Origin of the sequence: Aliiroseovarius sp. S1123 (assembly GCF_023015885.1) — a bacterium.
Classification (GTDB): Bacteria; Pseudomonadota; Alphaproteobacteria; order Rhodobacterales; family Rhodobacteraceae; genus Aliiroseovarius.
Map to the genome: position 1 here is coordinate 352953 of NZ_JALKBE010000002.1, position 21907 is coordinate 374859.

Below are 21907 nucleotides of genomic sequence, written 5' to 3' on the forward strand. Positions count from 1 at the left end.
TATGGGAGACGATGCCTGCATTTCCGTTCGGAGCGTAACAAGGCGCGCCAATGTGGTGCTGCGTGACCAGTGGGACGGTCGCAGGCTGCATGGCATAAAACACGCAGGACCCGGGGGACATGAAACCACCCCGCCCGGCGCAGCCCTTACCACTCCGAACGAGACCCTGTGCGAACGGGCCCAGCCCGTCAGGGGGCGCGCCTGCGTGGCGCGATATAACCGGCGATCTGACCCCAGATCGTCCGGGTGCTTGCATTTATCTGGGCGCCTCAGCCCGTTCCTGACACATCACATCCGCGGTGGTCCGCCTTTGCGCGCATCCTCCGCCAGCTGTGGAAGGAGCTTCCCATGTGGTCTTGTCGCCCCTCATTCCTGATCCCCGCCGCCTTCATGCTGGCGGGCTGCATGGCCTCGGTGTCCAGCACGCACGAGAGCACACCGGGCAGCCATGTCCAACGCGGCACACGCGTGGACGACGTCGCCACGCGCCGCGCCAGCCTGCCTGCCAAACTGCCAGCCATGAAGGCCTTTCCCGCAACACGGGGGGCGCATCCGATCCGGTCCAATAGCCTGATCATGGGCGACTTTCTGGACCTGAGCTTTCAGCTGGAAAGTGGTCGCCCCCTGCCCGTCCTCTCGCGCTTCGAAGGCCCGATCTCGGTCACGGTCGCCGGGCGGGCTCCGGCCCGGATGCAGGCCGATCTGGACCAGCTGCTGGGGCGTCTACGGCAAGAGGCAGGGATCAGCATTCACCGTGGGGTGGGCACATCAGGCGGACGGATTACCATTGAGCTGATCCCCAAACACAAACTGCAAAAACACGTGCCCCATGCCGCCTGTTTCGTTGCCCCCAACGTGGCCGGTTGGGCAGACTACCTGCGCCATCGTGGCTCTGAGCGCACCGATTGGACGCGGATGCGTCAACGCACACAGATGACCGTGATCATCCCCTCAGATGTCAGCCCTCAGGAAATGCGCGACTGCCTGCATGAAGAGATCGCACAGGCGCTTGGCCCGGTGAACGATCTGTACCGGCTGGAGAACAGCGTTTTCAATGACGACAACTTCCACACGGTGCTCACCGGGTTCGACATGCTGATCTTACGGGCCTTCTACGCGCCGGACCTGCGCTCGGGCATGTCGCGGGCCGAGGTGGCCAACCATTTACCGGCTGTGTTGAAACGCTTGAATCCTGCGGGCGGGTCGGGCACCCCACGCCACACGCCCCCCACGCCCACAGCATGGAAGAACGCCATCGCTGACGCATTGGGACATGGCAAAGCCATTACACAACGTCAGGCAGCGGCGCTGCGCGCCGTCTCGATCGCGCGGCAAAGAGGGTGGCAGGACAATCGGCTGGCCTTCAGCCTGTTTGCGATGGGCCAGTTGCACATACAATCCGACAGCCAAACCGCCTTTACAGCCTTCCAGGAAGCCAATGCCATCTATCGCGACCGCACGGGCACTGATCTTCACGCCGCACATATCGGCGTTCAAATGGCTGCCTATGCGCTGTCTGCCGGTCATATGGATCAAGCCATCGCAACTGTTAACCGTCACCTGCCCGCAGTTCAGCAGGCCCAGAACGCCGCACTTCTGGCGACGCTGATGATGATCAAGGCCGAGGCGCTGGATCGCAAAGGACTTACAAGTGACGCTGCGCGCCTACGGCTCGACAGTCTGGGCTGGGCACGGTATGGCTTCGGCTCAAACGCCCAGGTGGAGGCACGGCTTCGGGAAATCGCAGCCATTGCTTCTGGTTAGGCAGGATGACAGGGCCCCTGAGATACGGGGACGATAGGCCAGGGATGCGAAGATGATTGTAATTGTGGCTTTTGTAGTAGGCGCAGCACTCGGCGCGCTTCGTGCAAAGAAACGCGGAGGTAACCGGCTGGACATGGCGCAATATGGTGCGGTCTATGGCATTGTTCTGGCGCTGATCGCGACCTTCCTGACCATCATGATCACCCGCGCCTAAGGACTGCCCATGTTCCTGCCCTTTTTTGAGAACCTCCGCGCGGCCAATGTGCCGGTATCCTTGCGCGAATATCTGTCTTTTCTGGAGGCGATGAAGGCCGGGCTGGTTACCTATGATGTCGAGGGGTTCTATTACCTCGCCCGCACCGCAATGGTGAAGGACGAGCGCAATCTGGACAAGTTCGACCGCGCCTTTGCTGCCAGCTTTGAAGGGCTCGAGGCGATCAGCGCCGACCAGATGCTGGAAGCCGTCGATATTCCGCAGGAATGGCTGGAAAAGATGGCCGAGAAGTTCCTGACAGAAGAAGAAAAGGCCGAGATCGAAGCCCTTGGTGGGTTCGATAAGCTGATGGAGACGCTGAAAGAGCGTCTGAAGGAACAGGAAGGCCGTCACCAAGGCGGCAACAAGTGGATCGGCACGGCGGGCACCTCGCCCTTTGGGGCCTATGGCTATAACCCGGAAGGCGTGCGGATCGGTCAAGATCGCTCGCGCCACCAGCGGGCGGTGAAAGTCTGGGACAAGCGTGAATTCAAGAACCTCGACGATTCCGTTGAACTTGGCACGCGCAACATCAAGGTCGCCCTGAAGCGCCTGCGCAACTGGGCGCGCGACGGGGCGCATGACGAGCTGGATCTGGACGGAACCATCCGCGCCACGGCCGAGCATGGCTATCTGGACGTAAAGACCCGACCCGAACGAAAGAACGCCGTCAAGGTCTTGTTGTTCCTCGATGTTGGCGGATCCATGGACCCGCATATCAAAGTGGTGGAAGAGCTTTTTTCCGCCGCACGATCCGAGTTCAAGCATCTGGAATACTACTATTTCCACAACTGCCTTTACGAAGGTGTGTGGCGCGACAACTCTCGCCGCTGGACCGAGCAAATCCCAACGTGGGAGGTGCTGCGCACCTATGGCTCGGACTACAAATGTATCTTCGTCGGCGATGCCTCGATGTCGCCCTACGAAATCGCCTATCGCGGTGGCGCGAACGAGCATTGGAATGATGAGACCGGTCAGGTCTGGCTAGAACGCGCGCGCGAGCAATGGCCGGACAATATGTGGATCAACCCCCTGCCCGAGCATCACTGGCGCTATACCCAGTCGGTTCAGATGATCAATCAGATCTTCGAAGGACGCATGGTCCCAATGACCATCGACGGGATCGAACGCGGCATGAAAGAGCTGGGACGCTAAACAGCGTCGTGCGCGCGCACGGCCTCTTCGTCCCGCTTCAGATACGGGTCATGTACGAAGGTTCCAAAGGGCAAAAGACTGGCCAGAATAGCCCAGTTCACCCGCGTCATCGTCAGGCCACCGTATGAGGACGCAAAGACCAATGTGCCCATGTAGCCTACGAACAGCCACCCATGTGCCATTCCAACCATGGGGACGATCTCGGTCATGCCAGCCCAGTATTTCAAGGGCATGGCCACAAACAGCAGCACAATAAAGCTCCACCCTTCGACAGACGCGATTTTCCGAAACATCCAGATGGAACGGGCCTTGGTCATATGCGTGATCCCTGCAAATTTGGCTCTGGCGGGCATAGACGTGACAGGGGCTCTGGCGAAACCCGGCGAAATGTCGCACAGATGGCGACGGAACTTCAAACGACGCGCGTGTAACCCTGACAGGAAGGAGAAACCCAGTGATCTCATCCCTTCACCGCATGTGGGCCGCGGCCCCCATCGCCACGGTTATATTGGTCATCGCATTGTCGGCGTCCGCCGTCTTTGGCGTGCGTACGATCGGAAATTGGGTGTATTGGAACGATCCGGCTCACATCGACCAGCCGATCGCGGGCTGGATGACACCTCGCTACGTTGCTTTCTCGTGGGACGTTCCGCGCCCGGTCATGATCGACGCCATTGCCATGGGCGATAAAAACCCCGAGGGGCGCAACCTGAAACGCCTTGCCGAGGCGCAGGGCATCTCGCTTGAAGAGCTGATTTTGCGGATCGAAACCGCGATTGAAGAGCACCGCACAACCGCGACCAAGGACGGCGGGCAGCCATGATCTCGACCGAACTCGTCTTCACGCTTCTATCCGACTATGGCCCGTGGGTGGTGTTTGCTTCTGCCTTCCTGTCTTGCCTTGCCCTGCCCATCCCGACCTCTCTGATGATGCTCGCGGGCGGTGCGTTTGCCGCAACCGGAGATCTGGCACTGACCAATGTGGTCGCGGCGGCCTTCATTGGCGCGGTGATCGGGGATCAAACCGGCTTCGCCATCGGACGGTTTGGAGGGACGCCTGCATTGGACCGGCTGGCCCGCAATCCGGCCCGCAAGGCCGTGCTGGCCAAGGCGCATGCGTTCGTGGATCGGCGCGGCGGTTTGGGTGTATTCCTGTCTACATGGGCAGTTGCGCCCCTGGGTCCGTGGGTGAACTTTGCCGCAGGCGCGACTGGGCTGGGCTGGCTGCGCTTCGCAGTCTGGGACATCCTGGGCGAGACGATCTGGGTCACGCTCTATGTCGGGCTTGGCTTCATGTTCGCATCCCGGATCGAAAGCCTTGCCAGCCTGATGGGCAACATCGCCGGCCTGCTGGCGGCCTTGGTGGTTGCCGCTGGGGCGTTCCTTTGGATCAAAGCCATGATCCGGGCGCATGAGCGGCACAAGAACATCGCGGACACGGTCGCGGACACCGCACCCTAAACCCTTTCATGGCCGACGATTTACCCCCATATAGGGACCATGACCAAGCTTCTGCCGATCCTTCTGCCCATCCTATATGGCCTGATCCTTTACAGGTTCTCAGTCTGGCGCACCCACCGTGAGCTGGACGCGAAATCCACCCGGCTGGCGGATCCAAAGCTGAAGGCTCTGACGGACCAGATGGCGGCCAGTTTGGACCTTGCGGACATTCCGGTGCACATCTATGAAATTCAGCCGGTGAACGGCCTTGCAGCCCCGGACGGGCGGATTTTCATCACGCGCGGCTTCTACGACGAATACCTGAAAGGGCGCGTCACCGGCGAGGAGCTGGCCAGCGTGATCGCCCATGAACTGGGTCACGTCGCTTTGGGCCACGCCCGCAAGCGGATGATCGATTTCTCTGGCCAGAACGCCCTGCGCACGGTGCTGACCATGATGATCTCGCGCGTCCTGCCCGGCGCTGGCGTCTATATCGCGCGCATCCTGACACGGTTGGTCGCGGCCGGCCTGAGCCGCGGCGACGAATACGAAGCTGACGCCTATGCCACTGCGCTTCTGATCAAGTCAGGGATAGGCGCCGAAGGGCAGAAAAGTCTGTTCGGCAAACTTGACGACCTGACCAAGGGACGCGGCGGCGTGATGCCGGCCTGGCTGATGAGCCACCCGAAAACTGCCGACCGCATCGCCGCGATCGAGAAAAACCAAGAGAAATGGGTGTGATCGGAGTTTTGCAAAACTCCGCAGCGTTTTCTTACAAGAAAACGGGCTAGAGCGCCTCGAGCGCCTTGCCCAAGCGGGGCAACCGCGCCTTCTTCATCAGCTTACGCATCGTCCAACTGTCATCGCCCGACAGACGGATGGCTTCGGACAATACGCGCTGGGCAAGTGCCGCCATGTCGCTTGGGTGGCTGTCCACGAAACTCCTTAGAAACAGATCCGGGCTTTCACGACGCATCCCTTCTTCCGCCAAAGTGTGACGCGGAAAATCGGCGTTGTTGAGCGTCAACAGTACGTCCGCCCCACCCGTAACCGCTGCCGCAAGAACATGAATGTCGTTCTGGTCGGGCAGCCATAGACGCGCTTCGACGCCGTCATTTGGCCGGATATTCGCCTTTGGCCAGTTGGCGTTCAGCAGGGCGATCTCTCCGCGCGCGAACGCCTCTTGCTCGGGTCCAAGTCGCGCTGCCGCACGCGCCCATTCTTCCAGAATGCGGGGCGACCAGAGCGGGGTAAACAACCCCAGCTTCGCCGCGCCCAACACCATCTCGCGCATGACGGTCGGGTAAAGGACGCAGGCGTCGATCAGTACCTTCACGGCACGATCCGGAAGAAGAGCGCTTTGAGATAGCCACTTTCAGCCAGTTGCGGATGCATCGGGTGATCAGCCCCGGCAAAGCCCGTGTGAATTAGCTGGCTGGAGCACCCTGCCCGCCCAATCCCGCGGATCGAGGCATTGCGGAACTTGTCGATCGTCGCAGCGTGCGAACAGGAACACAGGCCCAGATAGCCCCCCGGCGCCACCAAAGTCGCCGCCAATCGGGCCACACGCTCATAGGCGCGCAGACCGGGTTCCAGCGCTTTCTTGGATGGTGCAAAAGCGGGCGGATCGCAGATCACAACGTCGAACTGCGCCCCTTCGTCGTTCAGCGCTGTCAGCACGTCAAACGCGTCGCCCTGACGGGTGGCGAACCGGTCGGATGCGCCCATTGCATCTGCGCCGCCTTCGGCCAATGCCAAAGCTGCAGCGGAACCATCGACAGCGACAGCCGAGGACGCTCCACCAGCCAGTGCGGCCAGAGAAAACCCACCCACATGCGAGAACACATCCAATACCCGCGCGCCCTTCGACAACCCCGCCGCAAAGGCGTGGTTCGGTCGTTGGTCATAGAACAGGCCGGTTTTCTGCCCGCCCGTCAGGTCCGCCAGATAGGTGGCCCCATTCATTGGCACATGAACCGGAGCGTCTGGCGCTGCGCCGCGCAATACGGCGTTTTCAGCGTCCAAGCCTTCCAACTGCCGCGATCGGCCCGATGCGTTTTTCAAGACGTTGGTAACGCCGGTGACCTGCACCAAGGCCTCGGTCAGCTGATCCAGATGCGTTTCAGCCCATGCCGCATTGGGCTGGACCACGGCTGTATCTCCGAACCGGTCAATGATTACACCGGGCAGCCCGTCCGCCTCGGCATGGATCAGACGATAGAACGGGGCCTCGAACAGCCGCGCGCGATGATCCAGCGCCATTTGCAGCTTTGCTTTGAACCACTCCGCATCAATCTGCGCGGCGGGGTCTCGATCCAATATCCGCGCAAAAATGCGCGAGCCGGGGGTGACGGCGACGGTGCCAATGACCTCGCGCCCCGCGTCTTCCAGCGTCGCAATACTACCCGCTTCGATCTTCTTGGTGCGCCGATCCGTCACCAGCTCGTTATCGTAGACCCACGGCGCCCCGTGCCGGATGGCGCGTGCGTTGGCCTTGGGCTTTAGGCGAATTACCGGGCGGTCGGTGTCATTGGTCATGGGGCAGCCTGCGAAGTTCAGTGTGTTTGTTGGACCTCCCTACCGCGTGGCCGGGACAACGGAAAGGCAATTTCCCCTCGCTTTTCTTCCCAACAATCCGGTCACATGCCAAAACCAGCTATTGTTAGCGCTATCATTTTCTGTTATTCGGGGCACGAACAGGCTATCCTGATCGCATCGCGCAACCGTAAGCAACTGGAAAGGCACAACATGGCCACCCATCCGACCCTTACAGCCATCACCGACCGCATCGCGGAACGCTCGCGCGACAGCCGCGATGCCTATCTGAAGAAGATCGCCAACGCGGTCGAGGACGGCCCGCGGCGTGCGCATCTCAGCTGTTCGGGCCAAGCGCATGCATATGCTGGCGCTGGAGTGGATCAAGCGAAACTCGCAACCGAGCGCGCGCCGAATATCGGAATCGTCACGGCCTATAACGATATGCTGTCGGCCCATGCGCCTTTCGCCACCTATCCCGACCTGATCAAGCAGATCGCCCGCGACCAGGGCGCGACGGCGCAGGTTGCGGGTGGCGTGCCTGCCATGTGCGACGGGGTCACGCAGGGCGAGACCGGGATGGAAATGAGCCTCTTTTCCCGCGACGTGATTGCCATGGCCGCCGGGATCGCGATGAGCCACAACACCTTTGACGCGGCCCTCTATCTGGGCGTCTGCGACAAGATCGTCCCCGGACTGATCATCGCTGCCGCCAGCTTTGGCCACATCCCGACACTGTTCCTGCCCGCAGGCCCCATGACCTCGGGCATTACGAATGACGAAAAGGCCGAAACGCGCAAACGCTTCGCCACCGGAGACGCCACACGGGAAGAGCTGATGGCGTCCGAGATGGCTGCCTATCACGGACCAGGCACTTGCACCTTCTATGGCACTGCAAATACCAACCAAATGTTGATGGAGTTCATGGGGCTACACCTGCCCGGCGCGTCCTTTGTCACGCCCGGCACACCATTGCGCGATGCGCTGACAGCCGAAGGCACCCGCCGCGTGCTTGAGATCGCGCATGGTACCGAACAATTTACACCCGTCGGCCATGTGCTGGACGAAAAAGCCTTTGTGAATGGGCTTGTGGGTTTGATGGCGACAGGCGGCTCGACGAACCTCGTGTTGCACCTGCCCGCCATGGCGCGCGCCGCTGGCATCATCCTGACACTGGAAGATTTCGCCGACATCTCGGCTTTGGTGCCGCTGATGGCCCGGGTCTATCCCAACGGATTGGCCGACGTGAACCATTTCCACGCAGCCGGCGGTCTGGGCTATATGATCGGCAACCTTCTGGAAGAAGGCCTGCTGCACCCCGACGCAACCACCAACGCGGGCGACCTGACCGCCTATGCGCAAGAGGCCAAGCTGGACGGCGACCGCGTGCGCTGGGAACCCGCGCCCCGAGATAGCCTGAACGACAAGATCCTGCGCCCGGCCTGCGATCCGTTCCAGAAAACCGGTGGATTGCAACAACTGTCCGGCAATCTGGGTCAGGGCGTGATCAAGATTTCCGCCGTGGACCCTGAACGTCATGTGATCGAGGCCCCTGCCCGCATTTTCCACGATCAGGAAAGCGTCAAAACCGCCTTCAAAGCAGGCGAACTGACCGGTGACATCATCTTCGTAGTGCGCTTCCAAGGCCCGCGCGCCAACGGGATGCCCGAACTTCACGGGCTGACCCCGATCCTGTCCGTTCTGCAAGGACGTGGACAGCAGGTGGCGCTTGTGACAGACGGGCGCATGTCCGGTGCGTCAGGCAAGGTGCCTGCCGCCATTCATGTGGCCCCCGAAGCGGCCGATGGCGGACCCATCGCACGCATTCGGGATGGCGACATCATCCGACTGAATGCCACAAACGGAACGCTAGAAGTCTTGACCGAAGGCGCAACCGACCGCCCCGCCGTGCAGGTGGACCTGAGCGGTAACGCCGATGGATGCGGCCGTGAACTGTTTGAAACCTTCCGTCGTGCCGCCCGTCCGGCGACCGAAGGCGCAACCTCGATTTTCTAAGGAGACCGCGACATGACACCTGAAATGGCAAGCCACCTCGCTGAAGAGATCTGCCGCTTGGCCCCTGTGGTGCCGGTTCTGGTAGTAAAAGACGTGGCCCACGCGGCCCCGCTGGCACAAGCCTTGGTCAAGGGCGGTCTTCCTGCGCTGGAAGTGACCCTACGCACCCCGGCCGCACTCGACGTCATCCGCGAGATGGCGCAGATCGACGGCGGCGTGGTAGGAGCAGGCACGCTTCTGACCTCGGACGACGTTGAAAACGCCAAGAAAGCAGGCGCGACTTTTGGCGTGTCCCCCGGCGCAACCGATCGGCTTCTTGATGCCTGCGAGGCCAACGACCTGCCGCTTCTGCCCGGCGCAACCTCGGCGTCCGAAAGCATGCGTCTGCTGGAACGCGGCTACAGCGTTCAGAAGTTCTTCCCCGCAGAAGCCGCGGGCGGGGCACCGTTCCTGAAATCCCTGGCTTCGCCTCTGCCCCAGATCCGTTTCTGCCCGACCGGCGGGGTTAGCCTGAAAAACGCAATGGACTATCTGTCGCTGCCCAACACGCTTTGCGTCGGCGGGTCTTGGGTTGCACCGGGCGAATTGGTCAGAACGGGCGACTGGGCTGGCATTGAAGCCTTGGCCGCTGAAGCCGCAGCGCTTCCTGCCTGACAGCATGCGCAGCGCCTGATATGAACAGTCATGGCCGCAAAATATGACAGCATTGGTACAGACTATGCGCAATTGCGCAAACCCGATCCGCGTATCGCCACACGGATCGAGGCCGCATTGGGTGATGCGCAAAAGATCTTGAACGTAGGCGCTGGCGCTGGCTCTTATGAACCTGTTGGGCGCTTGCTGACTGCCGTCGAACCATCCGCCAAGATGATCTCGCAACGCGTGCCATCGTCCACCCGCGTTGTGAAGGGCGTGGCCGAAGACCTGCCCTTTGAGGATAACAGCTTTGATGCTGCGATGGCGGTCCTGACCATCCACCACTGGACAGACCAAGCCAAAGGCCTGTCCGAGATGCGGCGCGTAACCAAAGGACCGCTTGTCATCCTGACCTATGATCCTGCTTTCCGCGATTTCTGGCTTCTGAACTACTTTCCCGATCTAGCGGCGTTAGATGAGGGGCAAATGCCGCCAATCGCGGCCTATACCGATTGGCTGGGTGACGTCGAAATCAGCAACATGCCTATCCCCCACGATTGCACAGACGGATTTCTGGCTGCCTATTGGCGTCGTCCCGAGGCCTATCTGGACCCACGCATTCGCGCTGCCATGTCGTCCTTCCACGCGATCGGGGATGTATCGCGTGAATTGTCGCGACTGGCCAGTGATTTGGCAGACGGAACCTGGGAACGTGCGAACGCAGAGCTTTTGGAACTGGGCGAGCGCGATTGCGGTTATCGTCTTGTGACGACTGGTTAAGTCTGCGTCGTTTCAGCACCTTTCCGACGTAACCAATTGCGAAATATCGCCGCGTTCTGGGTCACAGCTCCGGGACGGGTCAAAATATAATACCCCAGTTCGGACTGAGTGAATCGATGCAGGGGCACTACCAACCCATCCTTGATCTGCGCCTCGATCAAAGACTTGGGCTGCACCGACACCCCCAGCCCCGCCGTAACCGCAGACATCACCAAGCCACTGGTCTGCATGGTGGTCAGATTGACCGCATCCAGATCAATCCCCTCCTCCTCGACAATCCGGCGGCGCTCCATCATGTGGCTTTCCATCACCCACGGCAGATCCACCAGATCAGATAGGCAGTTCACCTGCCGTCCTCGAAGCAAATCAGGATGGGCAACAACGATAAATTCGCCATCAGTCAGAAGCTCTGCCTCTACCTCCGGCCAGTTTCCGTCCCCATAACGCACCGCCAGATCAACCCCGTCCCGGCGCAGATCCACCAGATCCATGCTGGGATTGATGTTGATCGTCACTTCGGGGTGATCGGCCCAAAATGCTCCGATCCGCGGCATCAACCAGTGAGACGCAAAGGCCGGCGTGACCGAGATTTGAACCGCCCGGTCCTGTCCGCGTTGTCGAACCTGAGCGACCCCATCAGCGATTGTGGCAAATCCATTCCCAAGACTGTCGGCCAACAAGCGCCCCGCATCCGTCAGCGCCATACCGCGCCCCTGTCGCAGCAACAGCGGCTCTCTTAGTTCTTCCTCAAGCTTGCGCACATGTTGACTGATGGCCGCATGGGTCACGTTCAACTCGCGGGCCGCCTGACTGAGGTTTTGGTGCCGTGCCGCGGCCTCGAACGCACGCAGCACGGCAAGGGATGGCAGAGACCTCCAATCCATTACTGTTACCTCTACTTACATAATGAAAATCATACTGCTTTGCCTCAGAAGGCAATTCAACCCTATTTTCAAAGCATGCTTCACATAAAGAGGAGAGAGAAGATGATCTCGATACTATCAAATACGTTCCGCACCGCCACCCGGATGGAGCGCCAGACTGACGGACAGAAACCCGCCTATCGGGATGAAAGAAAGGTCCAATGCGATCGCCAGATACGCGCAAAGCAAGAGCTGCGTCGCTGGCGTCAAAAATGGTACATGGGGTGAATAGGCGGCGCGCCTACCAGCGGCCCGTCAGCCCCAGCCACAGCATACGGCCGCGCCGGGTGACCTCGGCGCCGCCAAGCGCCCCTTCGGCCACAAGTGCGGGCTGCTTGGATGCCTGTTTCAGGATCCCCTGCGCCCGCCACGCGCTGCGCAAGGCGGGATTGCCCTGATGCCCTAAAACGGTGCGCGCATTACACAGCAGCTCTAGCCCATGCGCACAAAGCAATTGAATGGTCTCGGCATCCGGTGCCACATGACCACGCCCAGCCTTTGCCAGTGCGGGTTGAGCCAGCAACCAGTTGGCCACTCCCACCGCTTCACCCAGATCTTCCAGCGCAGTGTCGACCTCAAAGTCGCCCGCAAATTCCATCATGCCGCAGAGCTGTCCACCCGCGAGCATCAGCGCGCCAGAGGTCGCGCGCAGATAAGCGCGGACCTGATCGACGCCTTGGGGTTGGTCACCCTGCACGTCGCCTTCGCGCGCCTCAATGATCCGCAACAATGGATCGGCCCGCATATCGCCCCAAATCACCAGCTGAGACAGCGGTGTGGCAACGTCGTGGCGCGGTGCCTCGGTCCCATCAACGGCGCCCATGACCACATCCCGCCAGAACTGAAGTCGGATCAAGGCCACCATCGGCTCCTGCGACATGTAAGGTGCACGCGCGACTTCCAGATTGAACGCATAGAGCGGGAAAAGCCGTTTGCGTTCTTCGACTGTGCCGCTCATTGCAGCCAGAAAACGATCCGGATCGCCTTTTAGAACCTGCTCGGCGCAGGCGGCAATGGGATCATAATCTTCAGGGGCAGTCGTCATGCGGCCTGCGCCCCATCACGCAGCAGCTTCCAAATGATCGCATCCAGCAGCGCCTCGAACGAGGCGTCGACGATGTTCGGACTGACGCCGACGGTCGACCACCGATGGCCAGCGTCGTCTTCGCTGTCGATGATCACGCGGGTCTGCGCCTCGGTCCCGCCTTGGGTGATGCGCACCTTGAAGTCGACCAGCTGCATATCTTCGATGATGTCCTGATACGGACCCAAATCCTTCGCCAACGCCTTGGCCAGCGCGTTCACCGGACCACGATCGGTGCCCGAGGCGTCCATGCTCTCGGACACGGACAGCTTCTTTTCATCGCCGATTTTCACCACCACGATCGCCTCGGACAGGCTGATCATCTGGTTGCGCTTGTTCTTGCGGCGCTCGACCGTGACCTTATAGCGCTTCACCTCGAAGAACCGCGGCAGCTGGCCCAGAACATCGCGCGCGACCAGCTCGAAACTGGCCTGTGCGCCGTCATAGGCATAGCCCTGATCCTCGCGCTCTTTCACGCGGTTCAGGATCTCGCTCAGGCGCGGATCACCCTTTTCGACCTCGATCCCGGCGTCTGCAAGACGGGCGCGCAGGTTCGACTGCCCCGCTTGGTTCGACATGGGCACGATACGGGCGTTGCCGATGGTCTCGGGCGGGATGTGTTCATAGGTTGTCGGGTCCTTCAGAATCGCTGACGCGTGCAGCCCCGCCTTATGCGCAAAGGCCGAGGCGCCGACGAAGGGCGCGGACTTGTTCGGTACCCGGTTCAAGATGTCATCAAGCTGCCGCGACATGCGCGTGAGACCCGCCAACGCATCACGGCTGACGCCGGTTTCAAACTGGCTGGCGTAAGGTTCTTTGGTCAATAGCGTCGGGATCAGCGTGGTCAGGTTGGCATTGCCGCAGCGCTCGCCCAGCCCGTTCAGCGTGCCTTGCACCTGACGTGCGCCTGCGTCGATTGCGGCCAGCGAACACGCCACGGCATTGCCGGTGTCGTCATGGGTGTGGATGCCCAGATGGTCGCCGGGGATGCCCGCGGCGATGACCGCCTTGGTGATCTCGTACACCTCATGGGGCAGCGTTCCGCCATTGGTGTCGCACAGCACAACCCAGCGCGCACCGGCGTCATAGGCGGCTTTCACGCAGGCCAGCGCATAGTCGGGATTGGCCTTGTAGCCATCAAAGAAATGCTCGGCGTCATAGAGCGCCTCGCGCCCTTCCTTGACCATGTAAGCCATTGTCGCGCTGATGTTTTCCAAGTTCTCGTCCAGCGTGATGCCAAGCGCGGTGGTCACGTGGAAATCATGGCTTTTGCCCACCAGACAAACGGCGTCGGTTCCCGCGTTCATCACACCCGCCAGCACATCGTCATTCTCGGCCGAGTACCCTGCCCGCTTGGTCATGCCAAAGGCGGTGAAGGTCGCGCGGGTCTTGGGGGCCGCATCGAAAAAGTCGCTGTCGGTGGGGTTCGCACCGGGCCAGCCGCCTTCAATATAGTCCACACCAAGCGCATCCAGAGCGGTCGCGATCTGCTGCTTTTCCGCCAGCGAGAACTGCACGCCTTGGGTCTGCTGACCATCGCGTAGCGTGGTGTCGTAGAGATAGAGACGTTCGGTCATAGCAACCCCTCCAATTTTGAGGCGTCAAAGCCGGTACCGGGTAGAAGCTCAACACCATTCTTACTCATCCGCACCTCAACACCCGCATCAAGCAAAGCGGCTTTCAGGCGATCCACTTCAGAGAAGTCCTTGGTTTCCATTGCAGTTTCACGTGCATCGAATAGCTGGGCAGACAACGACCGCAAAACCTCGGAGTGTTCGCTCGAAACGCTCCCATCACCGTGGTAGCTCACACCTCTTACGACACCATTGTCGCCCGCATGCACTTCAAAACCATGAAATTTCTCAACAAGTGCTTCGGGCTCAAACCCCATCAGTCGCAGCGAGGCATCAAGCTTAGAAAGCTCGCGGTTCTTCACGTATTTTCTAATGTACGTCAGCGCCAAAGAGGTATTCAGATCATTGCTAAGGGCATCCAATATTTCCTGAGGAACATTTCCTCTGCCCCGCAGGTACCATTCTCTCGAGTGTGGATCTCCGCCAAACAATTGAGCAATAGAACGCAATGTTGCCTCGGCCTCCGCTCGCTTCTTCTCGGTCCAATCCATCGGCTTGCGATAGTGGGTGCCCAAAAACACAAACCGGATCACTTCACCCGGAACACCCTGCTCCAGCAAATCATGCACAGTGAAGAAGTTGCCCAGCGACTTGGACATCTTCTTGCCCTCGACCTGCAGCATCTCGTTATGCAGCCAGTAATTAGCAAACCCTGCATCGGGATGGGTGCATTTCGACTGCGCAATCTCATTCTCATGGTGCGGGAATTGCAGGTCATTGCCGCCGCCGTGAATGTCGAACGACGCGCCCAGCAGATCGTGGCTCATGGCCGAGCATTCGATGTGCCAACCGGGGCGACCTCGGCCCCACGGGCTGTCCCAGCCGGGCAGATCATCGGTCGAGGGCTTCCACAGCACGAAATCCATCGGGTCGCGCTTATTATCCGCGACCTCGACCCGCGCACCGGCGATCATGTCATCGACCGAGCGGCCCGACAGTTGGCCGTAATCCTCATAGCTTTTGACCGAGAACAGCACATGCCCCGCCCCGTCCGGGTAGGCGTGACCCTTGGCAATCAGGTCCTCGATCATGTCGATCATCGGCTGGATGAACTCGGTCGCACGCGGCATTTCATTGGGGTCCATCGCCCCCAGCGCGCGCATGTCGTTCAGGTACCACGCGATCGTCTCGTTCGAGCGTTCGTGGACAAGCTCTTCCAACGTGCCCGGGGCGCCCGCTTCCTTACGCGCCAGCGCGGTCGCGTTGATTTTGTCATCGACGTCCGTGAAGTTGCGCACATATGTCACGTGATCCGGCCCATAGACATGGCGCAGCAGGCGATAGAGCACATCAAACACCACCACAGGGCGCGCGTTGCCCAGATGGGCGCGATCATAGACCGTCGGCCCACAGACATACATGCGGACATTCTTATCGTCGATCGGGGTGAAGTCCTGCTTCGCCCGCGCCATCGTGTTGTAAAGCTTGATATCCGTCATGTTGTCCTCGTGCGTCCGCGCGCAAATGTTCCCACAGGATTTTCCCGTGCGGGCTTAGCAAGTTCCTGACATGTATGGAATAGAAGAACGGCCCGCCTGAAGATGTCAGTGGGTAATGCAGCTGATAATGATGATGCTTTTCCGTTTCATGGCCATGACGCTATCAGGCTTGCACATGTCTGCCAAGCGGGTTGTCACCCCGCTTGACCAAGATCAGGCCTGTGCCGCGTTGGTTTTCACTGCCAGAACGCCCTTGGACCACATCATCACAACCTTATAGGCAATGGGCGGGATGATCAGCGATGCGGTCACAAGGCTAAGCCCCGCGATGATCCGCAGAGTGTCTGATCCGGTGTGAACGGCAGCAATTTGCATCACAGTCGAAAACGCCGCCAGCGGGAAGGTAAACGCGCCCCAAAGCGGGCTGAACCCGGCGACGGTTAGCCAACGGGCCCGCAGGACCAGAAAGCTTAGCAAGGCCACGGCCAGAACGCTCAGACCATAGGCGATCTGGACCTGACCGATCAGGAACGCAATGGTGCCCAACACGCTGGCTGGTGCGAGGTGCATGGCCAGCAGCGGGCGCAGCGGAGGCGGCACGTCTGCGCGGATGAACTGCGCAAGACTGGCCCCCCAGATGGCCAGCGCGATGGCGAGGCTGATCCAGAACACCACCGACGAATAAGTGTGAAGACCTAGCGGAAGCGCGGCCAGCGGGCTCAGGATGAAGCCCACGAATATGAGGTGCCAGACCGGCGTGACCGACCTTGCCTCGATCGGGCCAGTGATCAGATTGTGCGCCACGCGCATAACCACGATGACATGGGCGGCCAATGCCAGGCCAAAGATCACGGTTGCCAAAGTGGTCGAGAACGGCACGACCGTTGCCGCCAACAAATAGCCCGACAGCACCATAGCGATGATGCCAGCCCGCCCCGGAAGGATCTTCAGATCCTCACCAAATGTAGCGGACCTTTGCATTAACTTTCCGACGTAAGCCATGAGACAAAATAGATAAAGTAGCGTAACGGCGCCAAGGATCATGTCTCCGAAAGCGCCTGAAACGCCAAACCCGTCAGTGGCGCGGCGCCATGCCAGACCCAGCCCGAACAGACCCATGATCGGCGGAAAGATCGCAGGCGGCGTGCGCTGAAACAAGCGCGTCTTCTCGGGAATTGGGGGCGGAGGCGGGAAATAAGGTTTCTTGCTCATGCGGGATCCTTTCGGCTTGCCCTGATGTAACGCGCGCTTGACCGTTGCGAAAGCCCGCCCAAGGCGCGCTATTGTCGCATCCCGTCACGTCTGTGTCAGCCAGTAACCGCCTTGCGCGCGTCCGAGAGAGTCTGATGCACTGCCGCCCGTAGAAGCGAGGCCTCGGACCCGACGCCAAGGAAGGTCACGCCAAGATCACGGTAATAGGCAAAGTTCGTGCTGTCGTAATGCAGGATGCCAGCCGCCTTCCCCGCCGCGCGGATCTTGGCGACGCCCTCGGCAATGGCCGCTTTCACGTCCGGGTGGCCGGGGTTGCCGCGATGGCCCATGTCAGCGGACAGGTCAGCCGGACCGATGAACACACAGTCTACGCCCTCGACAGCGGCAATCTCGTCTAGGTTTTCCATCGCCACGCGGGTTTCGGCCTGTACGATCAGGCAGATCTCGTCGTTGATGTTGGCACCGTAATCCGCAACGCGCCCCCAGCCCGAGGCCCGCGCCACAGCCGCCCCCATGCCGCGCCGCCCTTCAGGCGCATAGCGGGTGGCGGCCACCAACTGGCGGGCGTGATCAGCGGTGTCGACCATCGGGACCAAGACACTTTGTGCCCCAAGATCAAGGACTTGCTTGATCACCCAGTCTTCACCGATAGGGACGCGCACGATGGGGTGGCTGTCATATCCCGTCATGGCGCGCAGCTGGTTTTGGATCGTCACCGGGTCATAAGGCGCGTGTTCACCATCAATCAGGCACCAATCAAAGCCCGCGGCCGCCGCAATCTCGGTCGCCGAGACATCGCCAAGGTTCAGCCACAGGCCGATCTGCATGTCGCCTGCAGCCAGGTTTTTCTTCAACCGATTGGGTGATGCCGGCATTGCGCCCTCCATTGCTTAACATCGCAACAATAAGGCTAGAGCATCCCTGCCCGCGCGGCAAGCCCCTCCGGTCGTTAGTTCAGATAGTCAGACCGCTGAAGACCGTATTTCGCCATCTTCTCGTTCAAGGTCCGGCGCGGCAGACAGAGCTCTTCCATCACGCCCACGATCGAGCCCTTGTGACGGCGCATAGTGTTGTCTATCAGCATCCGCTCGAACGCTTCTACGTATTCTTTCAAGGGCTTACCCTCAGTCGTCATGACCGGCTGCACCTCGTCATGGTCCGACATCAGAAGCGACGAGATCGTTCCCGAACCGCGACGCGATTGCAGGACGGCACGTTCGGCGATGTTTTCCAGCTGGCGAATATTGCCCGGCCACGGGGCTTGTAAAAGCTGGGCAGCCTCTTGCGCGCTAACGCCCGGCGCAGCGCAGCCATATTCGTCGGCGAACTGATCGGCAAAGACCGTAAACAGCATTAGAATATCCTCACCGCGCTGACGCAGCGGCGGTAGAGTGATCTTCATGGCCGCAAGGCGATAGAACAGGTCGGGACGCAGGCAATCCTCGCAGGTCTTGCCCTGCTCTTGCAGGTTGCAGATCGCAACCACACGCGTTTCCGCAGGGCTACCCTGATCGTTCATCCACGCCAGAAGCCGCGCCTGAAGCCCCATCGGCATGCCTTCAATATCTTCCAGCACCAAAGTACCACCACGGGCCTCTTCGACCAAAGGCAATACCCCGCCTTCGTCGATCGGACCAAAGAAACGACGGGTCAGCTCGTCCTCGTCCACACCCGCGCACGAGGTCACGACGAACCGCTTCCCGGCCTTGGCCCCCACCGCGTGCAGCGCGTGGGCCACAAGGGTCTTGCCTGTGCCAGTTTCGCCTTCAATCAACACGTGACCGTCCGATTGACCGATATCCAGAATGTCCTCGCGCAGGCGCGACATGATCGGCGAGGCCCCGATCAGTTTCTTCATGATCGTGGTACCATCGCCCAACTCGCGACGCAGCGCGCGGGCATCCATTGCCATACGGCGCTTATGGGTGGCGCTTTTCACCAGTTTGGTTAATTGGTCCGGGTTGAAGGGCTTTTCCAGGAAATCATACGCCCCAACGCGCATCGCCTCGACCGCCATCGGCACATCGCCGTGACCGGTGATCATGATGACAGGAAGGCTGCTGTCCTGGCTCATCAGCTTTTTCAGAAAGCCCATACCATCCAGACCCGGCATGCGAATGTCGGACACAACGATGCCCGGATAATCCTGTCCAATACTCTTCAGGGCCTCTTCGGCCGAGGGGAATGTGTCGGTCTCAAACCCCGACAGGGACAGCCACTGAGATATGGACTGTCGCATGTCCTGTTCATCATCGACGATTGCGACTTTAATTGCCTGTGCCATGGCGCCCTCCTGCGTGCGCTTCTTGTTTGCTATTCAGCAGCTTCAATATCGGCGTCTTCTGCTTTTAAGATAGGTAGTTCGACCTCAAATACAGCCCCTCCGTCCTGACCGTTGCGCGCAATTAAGCGCCCGCCAAGGTCAGAAACGATGCCTGACGAGATCGCCAGCCCCAATCCAACCCCGTCACCCGGGGCTTTGGTCGTGTAGAAGGGTTCAAATAGACTGTCCAAATCGTCCACGCCGTTTCCGTTGTCCCGCACCGAGATCAAGGCGTAGTCGCCAAGGCTGACAATGATGTCGACCTGCGGCAGCTCGACTGATTTGGTCGCGTCCAGTGCGTTGCGCAGCAAATTGATCAGGACTTGTTCCAAGCGCAAGCGATCGCCCATCACCATCACCGGATCGCGCGGAATATTGCGCGTGATGCGGACTTCACGGCGCTTCAGCTGGGGTTCCATCATCGACAGCGCCGAGGACACGCAGTCGCGCACATCCATCGGCTCGAAAGAATCGCCGCCTTTGCGGGCATAGGATTTCAGCTGACGGGTGATGGCCCCCATGCGCCCAATCAGATCGTCGATCCGCTGGAAACTGGACAGGGCTTCGTCCGGGCGTTTGCGCTGCAACAGCAGGCGCGCACCGGCCAGATAAGTTTTCATTGCTGCCAAGGGCTGGTTCAGCTCGTGGCTGACCGCCGCCGACATCTCACCCAGAGCCGCCAGTTTCGAGCTTTGAGCCAATGTCTGCTCGGCCACTTGCAGGTTTTCCTCGGCCCGTTTGCGTTCCGCAATCTCGCGCTGAAGGGCAAGGTTCAGCTGGCGCAGCTCGGCTGATTCCTGTGCGAACTCTGCGCTGCGCCATTGGGCGCGGCGACTGATCACATAGAAGAGCAGCGACAGCAGCATGGCGAAGGTCATGATTTCCAGCGACAAAACCGTATTCACCTTCTCGCGCACCGAGGCATATGAGGTGAACGAGGTCATGCGCCAGCCCTGAAACGGTACGCGTGTTTCATGCCGCATCACCGCTTCGCCCAGATAGAGCACTTCGGCAGGCAGGCCGGACCAATCAATCGCCTGACGGGCGGAGCGGCGGATCGCTTCGGGCGCGGACACCGTCGCCAGTGCCTCGCCTTCCGGCTTGCCGCGCCAGCGAGATTCGGTCGCGAGGATCACGTTCCCTTCGCTGTCCGTCACCAAAACCGCGTCCGAGATCCCAGCCCAGCTGTCTTCAAACTTGCGCAGGTCCACGCCGACGACAATCACGCCCAGCAAATTGCCCGCCTGTTCGATCTTGCGCGAATAGGTGAACGCGTATTGCCCGGCCTCGGTCTGGACGGTCGTGAAAACAGTTTCGTTACTGCGCAGTGCACCGACAAAGTAAGGGTCTGCGCGATGCTGCGACCCGAGTGTTTCGCGATTTGTCGTGGCAACGGCGCGCCCATCACGGTCGAGAAGAAGCAGCGACGCGGCCTCAATCTCGTCCAGATAGGAAATCAGACGCGCGGTACTTTGCGAGTAGTCCGAGGTGTTCAGCGCGGAAATCAGCGCGGGATCGCGGGACAGCAGAAGCGGGACGACGGAATTTCTCTGTAACTCGCTGATCAGGTTGCCGGAATAGAGCGCCACGCGCAGCTCGGCCCGGTTGCGAGTCGTTTCGGTATAGCGCTCGGTCAGAAGCTGGTTCGAAATATAGACAACCGCCACGGCCAATGAGATCAAAGCGATCAGCACCAGCCGCCCGCGTATGCTGACCCCGGGCCGCGGTGGCCGCGGGTCAGGCAAGGTGTGTGTGGTCTCGTCCCCCATAGGGGAAAGATAGGGCGCATCACGCCCCATCACAATCAGGCAGCGACGACGCTGTCGACCAACGAGCGGAACATTGCCACCCCGTCAGTGCCACCATGCAGCGCATCTACGCAGCGTTCCGGGTGCGGCATCATGCCAAGAACACGACGGTTCTTGGAAATCACGCCTGCAATATCGCCGGTCGAGCCGTTGGGATTGTCGGTATAGGTAAATGCAATCCGGCCCTCATCGCGCAGCTGTGCCAGCTTTTCATCCGTGACGTTGTAGTTGCCGTCATGGTGCGCCACCGGCACGGTGATTTCCTGACCTTGCGCGTAGCCCGACAGGAAATCACATTCGGTGGTTTCCACTTTCAAACCAACGGGTTTGCAGATGAACTTCAGGTTCGCGTTGCGCATCAGCGCGCCGGGCAGAATGCCGGTTTCGGTCAGCACCTGAAAGCCGTTGCAGATGCCGATGGCATAGCCGCCACGTTCGGTGTGTTTGATCAGCGAACGGGTAATCGGCGACTGGGCTGCAATGGCCCCGCAGCGCAGGTAATCTCCGAACGAGAACCCACCGGGCACGCCGACGATATCCAGATCGGTCGGCAGCTCGGTTTCCTTGTGCCAGATCATCTGGACCTGTGCACCGGCGCGCTCGAACGCGACCGCAAGATCGCGGTCACAGTTCGAACCCGGAAAGACAATGACACCCGCCTTCATCACAGCACCTGAATGGCGTAGTTTTCGATCACGGTGTTGGCCAGAAGCTTCTCGCACATATCCTTGATCTGCTCTTCCGAGGTGCCTTCAGCCACGTCCAGCTCGATCACTTTGCCCTGGCGGACTTTCTCGACGCCGTCAAAACCCAAGTTGCCAAGCGCGTGGCGCACGGCCTCGCCCTGAGGGTCCAGAACGCCGGTTTTCAGCATTACATCAACACGTACTTTCATCGGTACACTT

General features: G+C 60.3%; 22 protein-coding genes. 9 read left to right on the top strand and 13 right to left on the bottom strand.

Going from position 1 to position 21907, the window contains the following annotated elements:
• The first annotated feature begins 348 nt into the window (after window positions 1–348).
• The 3 genes from MWU53_RS05185 to MWU53_RS05195 are packed head-to-tail and all read left to right on the top strand — an operon-like array spanning window position 349 to window position 3172.
• Window positions 349–1764: a DUF2927 domain-containing protein gene (locus MWU53_RS05185; RefSeq protein ID WP_247091139.1), complete on the top strand. Its 1416-nt coding sequence runs from the start codon at window positions 349–351 to the stop codon at window positions 1762–1764.
• Between the two features lie 52 nt (window positions 1765–1816).
• Window positions 1817–1978, top strand: coding sequence for a hypothetical protein (locus MWU53_RS05190; RefSeq protein ID WP_247091141.1), 162 nt, complete (start codon window positions 1817–1819; stop codon window positions 1976–1978).
• Window positions 1979–1987: 9 nt separating this feature from the next.
• Window positions 1988–3172, top strand: a complete 1185-nt coding sequence (locus MWU53_RS05195) for a VWA domain-containing protein (RefSeq protein ID WP_247091143.1) — start codon at window positions 1988–1990, stop codon at window positions 3170–3172.
• Here MWU53_RS05195 and MWU53_RS05200 read toward each other — a convergent pair.
• Complete coding sequence (locus MWU53_RS05200) at window positions 3169–3489, bottom strand: DUF3817 domain-containing protein (protein ID WP_247091145.1); 321 nt, start codon at window positions 3487–3489, stop codon at window positions 3169–3171. The genes MWU53_RS05195 and MWU53_RS05200 overlap by 4 nt on opposite strands.
• Before the next feature lie 137 nt (window positions 3490–3626).
• Between MWU53_RS05200 and MWU53_RS05205 the strand changes: the two genes are divergently transcribed.
• The 3 genes from MWU53_RS05205 to MWU53_RS05215 are packed head-to-tail and all read left to right on the top strand — an operon-like array spanning window position 3627 to window position 5353.
• Window positions 3627–3995, top strand: a complete 369-nt coding sequence (locus MWU53_RS05205; RefSeq protein ID WP_247091147.1) for a hypothetical protein — start codon at window positions 3627–3629, stop codon at window positions 3993–3995.
• On the top strand, window positions 3992–4633 hold the full coding sequence (locus MWU53_RS05210) for a DedA family protein (RefSeq protein WP_247091149.1): 642 nt from the start codon (window positions 3992–3994) through the stop codon (window positions 4631–4633). Before MWU53_RS05205 ends, MWU53_RS05210 begins: the two co-directional genes overlap by 4 nt.
• Before the next feature lie 39 nt (window positions 4634–4672).
• Window positions 4673–5353 carry a M48 family metallopeptidase gene (locus MWU53_RS05215; protein ID WP_247091151.1) on the top strand — a complete coding sequence of 227 codons (681 nt, stop codon included), beginning with the start codon at window positions 4673–4675 and terminating at the stop codon, window positions 5351–5353.
• A gap of 46 nt (window positions 5354–5399) precedes the next feature.
• On the opposite strand, the gene MWU53_RS05220 is transcribed toward MWU53_RS05215, so the two are convergent.
• Window positions 5400–5948, bottom strand: coding sequence for a PIN domain-containing protein (locus tag MWU53_RS05220; protein WP_247091154.1), 549 nt, complete (start codon window positions 5946–5948; stop codon window positions 5400–5402).
• Window positions 5945–7150, bottom strand: a complete 1206-nt coding sequence (locus MWU53_RS05225; RefSeq protein WP_247091156.1) for a class I SAM-dependent rRNA methyltransferase — start codon at window positions 7148–7150, stop codon at window positions 5945–5947. Before MWU53_RS05225 ends, MWU53_RS05220 begins: the two co-directional genes overlap by 4 nt.
• Before the next feature lie 210 nt (window positions 7151–7360).
• Here MWU53_RS05225 and edd point away from each other — a divergent pair, with 210 nt between their 5' ends.
• Genes edd through MWU53_RS05240 form a run of 3 tightly spaced genes read left to right on the top strand, consistent with a single transcriptional unit; the run spans window position 7361 to window position 10579 of the window.
• A complete protein-coding gene (gene edd / locus MWU53_RS05230; RefSeq protein WP_247091158.1) occupies window positions 7361–9163 on the top strand; it encodes a phosphogluconate dehydratase in 1803 nt (600 codons plus the stop codon).
• A gap of 12 nt (window positions 9164–9175) precedes the next feature.
• On the top strand, window positions 9176–9817 hold the full coding sequence (gene eda / locus MWU53_RS05235; RefSeq protein WP_247091160.1) for a bifunctional 4-hydroxy-2-oxoglutarate aldolase/2-dehydro-3-deoxy-phosphogluconate aldolase: 642 nt from the start codon (window positions 9176–9178) through the stop codon (window positions 9815–9817).
• Between the two features lie 30 nt (window positions 9818–9847).
• Entirely contained in the window at window positions 9848–10579 is a 732-nt protein-coding gene (locus MWU53_RS05240; protein ID WP_247091162.1) for a class I SAM-dependent methyltransferase, read from the top strand.
• On the opposite strand, the gene MWU53_RS05245 is transcribed toward MWU53_RS05240, so the two are convergent.
• The 10 genes from MWU53_RS05245 to purS form a co-directional block, all read right to left on the bottom strand.
• A complete protein-coding gene (locus MWU53_RS05245) occupies window positions 10576–11463 on the bottom strand; it encodes a LysR family transcriptional regulator (RefSeq protein ID WP_247091164.1) in 888 nt (295 codons plus the stop codon). The two genes, MWU53_RS05240 and MWU53_RS05245, sit on opposite strands and share 4 nt — an antisense overlap.
• A 280-nt stretch (window positions 11464–11743) precedes the next feature.
• Window positions 11744–12547 (bottom strand): squalene/phytoene synthase family protein, encoded by an 804-nt coding sequence (locus MWU53_RS05250; protein WP_247091166.1) that lies wholly within the window; start codon window positions 12545–12547, stop codon window positions 11744–11746.
• Complete coding sequence (gene cimA, locus MWU53_RS05255) at window positions 12544–14163, bottom strand: citramalate synthase (protein ID WP_247091169.1); 1620 nt, start codon at window positions 14161–14163, stop codon at window positions 12544–12546. The genes MWU53_RS05250 and cimA overlap by 4 nt, the downstream gene beginning before the upstream one ends.
• A complete protein-coding gene (gene cysS / locus MWU53_RS05260) occupies window positions 14160–15659 on the bottom strand; it encodes a cysteine--tRNA ligase (protein ID WP_247091171.1) in 1500 nt (499 codons plus the stop codon). The genes cimA and cysS overlap by 4 nt, the downstream gene beginning before the upstream one ends.
• A gap of 213 nt (window positions 15660–15872) precedes the next feature.
• A complete protein-coding gene (locus MWU53_RS05265; protein WP_247091172.1) occupies window positions 15873–16871 on the bottom strand; it encodes a tellurium resistance protein in 999 nt (332 codons plus the stop codon).
• A 95-nt stretch (window positions 16872–16966) separates the two neighbouring features.
• On the bottom strand, window positions 16967–17746 hold the full coding sequence (locus MWU53_RS05270) for an HpcH/HpaI aldolase/citrate lyase family protein (protein WP_247091173.1): 780 nt from the start codon (window positions 17744–17746) through the stop codon (window positions 16967–16969).
• Between the two features lie 74 nt (window positions 17747–17820).
• On the bottom strand, window positions 17821–19155 hold the full coding sequence (locus MWU53_RS05275) for a sigma-54 dependent transcriptional regulator (RefSeq protein WP_247091174.1): 1335 nt from the start codon (window positions 19153–19155) through the stop codon (window positions 17821–17823).
• Between the two features lie 29 nt (window positions 19156–19184).
• The gene (locus MWU53_RS05280) at window positions 19185–20963 is read right to left on the bottom strand and encodes an ATP-binding protein (protein WP_247091768.1); all 1779 of its coding nucleotides are present in this window, start codon (window positions 20961–20963) and stop codon (window positions 19185–19187) included.
• 35 nt (window positions 20964–20998) lie between these two features.
• On the bottom strand, window positions 20999–21667 hold the full coding sequence (gene purQ, locus MWU53_RS05285) for a phosphoribosylformylglycinamidine synthase subunit PurQ (protein ID WP_247091175.1): 669 nt from the start codon (window positions 21665–21667) through the stop codon (window positions 20999–21001).
• Window positions 21667–21897 (bottom strand): phosphoribosylformylglycinamidine synthase subunit PurS, encoded by a 231-nt coding sequence (gene purS, locus MWU53_RS05290; protein ID WP_247091176.1) that lies wholly within the window; start codon window positions 21895–21897, stop codon window positions 21667–21669. Before purS ends, purQ begins: the two co-directional genes overlap by 1 nt.
• Window positions 21898–21907 lie beyond the last annotated feature (10 nt).

Bases quoted from the DNA above. Each gene is read 5' to 3' on its own strand.
- MWU53_RS05185 (WP_247091139.1), top strand. From the start codon at position 349: ATGTGGTCTTGTCGCCCCTCATTCCTGATCCCCGCCGCCTTCATGCTG.
- MWU53_RS05190 (WP_247091141.1), top strand. From the start codon at position 1,817: ATGATTGTAATTGTGGCTTTTGTAGTAGGCGCAGCACTCGGCGCGCTT.
- MWU53_RS05195 (WP_247091143.1), top strand. From the start codon at position 1,988: ATGTTCCTGCCCTTTTTTGAGAACCTCCGCGCGGCCAATGTGCCGGTA.
- MWU53_RS05200 (WP_247091145.1), bottom strand. From the start codon at position 3,489: ATGACCAAGGCCCGTTCCATCTGGATGTTTCGGAAAATCGCGTCTGTC.
- MWU53_RS05210 (WP_247091149.1), top strand. From the start codon at position 3,992: ATGATCTCGACCGAACTCGTCTTCACGCTTCTATCCGACTATGGCCCG.
- MWU53_RS05215 (WP_247091151.1), top strand. From the start codon at position 4,673: ATGACCAAGCTTCTGCCGATCCTTCTGCCCATCCTATATGGCCTGATC.
- MWU53_RS05225 (WP_247091156.1), bottom strand. From the start codon at position 7,150: ATGACCAATGACACCGACCGCCCGGTAATTCGCCTAAAGCCCAAGGCC.
- edd (WP_247091158.1), top strand. From the start codon at position 7,361: ATGGCCACCCATCCGACCCTTACAGCCATCACCGACCGCATCGCGGAA.
- eda (WP_247091160.1), top strand. From the start codon at position 9,176: ATGACACCTGAAATGGCAAGCCACCTCGCTGAAGAGATCTGCCGCTTG.
- MWU53_RS05240 (WP_247091162.1), top strand. From the start codon at position 9,848: ATGGCCGCAAAATATGACAGCATTGGTACAGACTATGCGCAATTGCGC.
- MWU53_RS05245 (WP_247091164.1), bottom strand. From the start codon at position 11,463: ATGGATTGGAGGTCTCTGCCATCCCTTGCCGTGCTGCGTGCGTTCGAG.
- MWU53_RS05250 (WP_247091166.1), bottom strand. From the start codon at position 12,547: ATGACGACTGCCCCTGAAGATTATGATCCCATTGCCGCCTGCGCCGAG.
- cimA (WP_247091169.1), bottom strand. From the start codon at position 14,163: ATGACCGAACGTCTCTATCTCTACGACACCACGCTACGCGATGGTCAG.
- cysS (WP_247091171.1), bottom strand. From the start codon at position 15,659: ATGACGGATATCAAGCTTTACAACACGATGGCGCGGGCGAAGCAGGAC.
- MWU53_RS05265 (WP_247091172.1), bottom strand. From the start codon at position 16,871: ATGAGCAAGAAACCTTATTTCCCGCCTCCGCCCCCAATTCCCGAGAAG.
- MWU53_RS05270 (WP_247091173.1), bottom strand. From the start codon at position 17,746: ATGCCGGCATCACCCAATCGGTTGAAGAAAAACCTGGCTGCAGGCGAC.
- MWU53_RS05275 (WP_247091174.1), bottom strand. From the start codon at position 19,155: ATGGCACAGGCAATTAAAGTCGCAATCGTCGATGATGAACAGGACATG.
- MWU53_RS05280 (WP_247091768.1), bottom strand. From the start codon at position 20,963: ATGGGGGACGAGACCACACACACCTTGCCTGACCCGCGGCCACCGCGG.
- purQ (WP_247091175.1), bottom strand. From the start codon at position 21,667: ATGAAGGCGGGTGTCATTGTCTTTCCGGGTTCGAACTGTGACCGCGAT.
- purS (WP_247091176.1), bottom strand. From the start codon at position 21,897: ATGAAAGTACGTGTTGATGTAATGCTGAAAACCGGCGTTCTGGACCCT.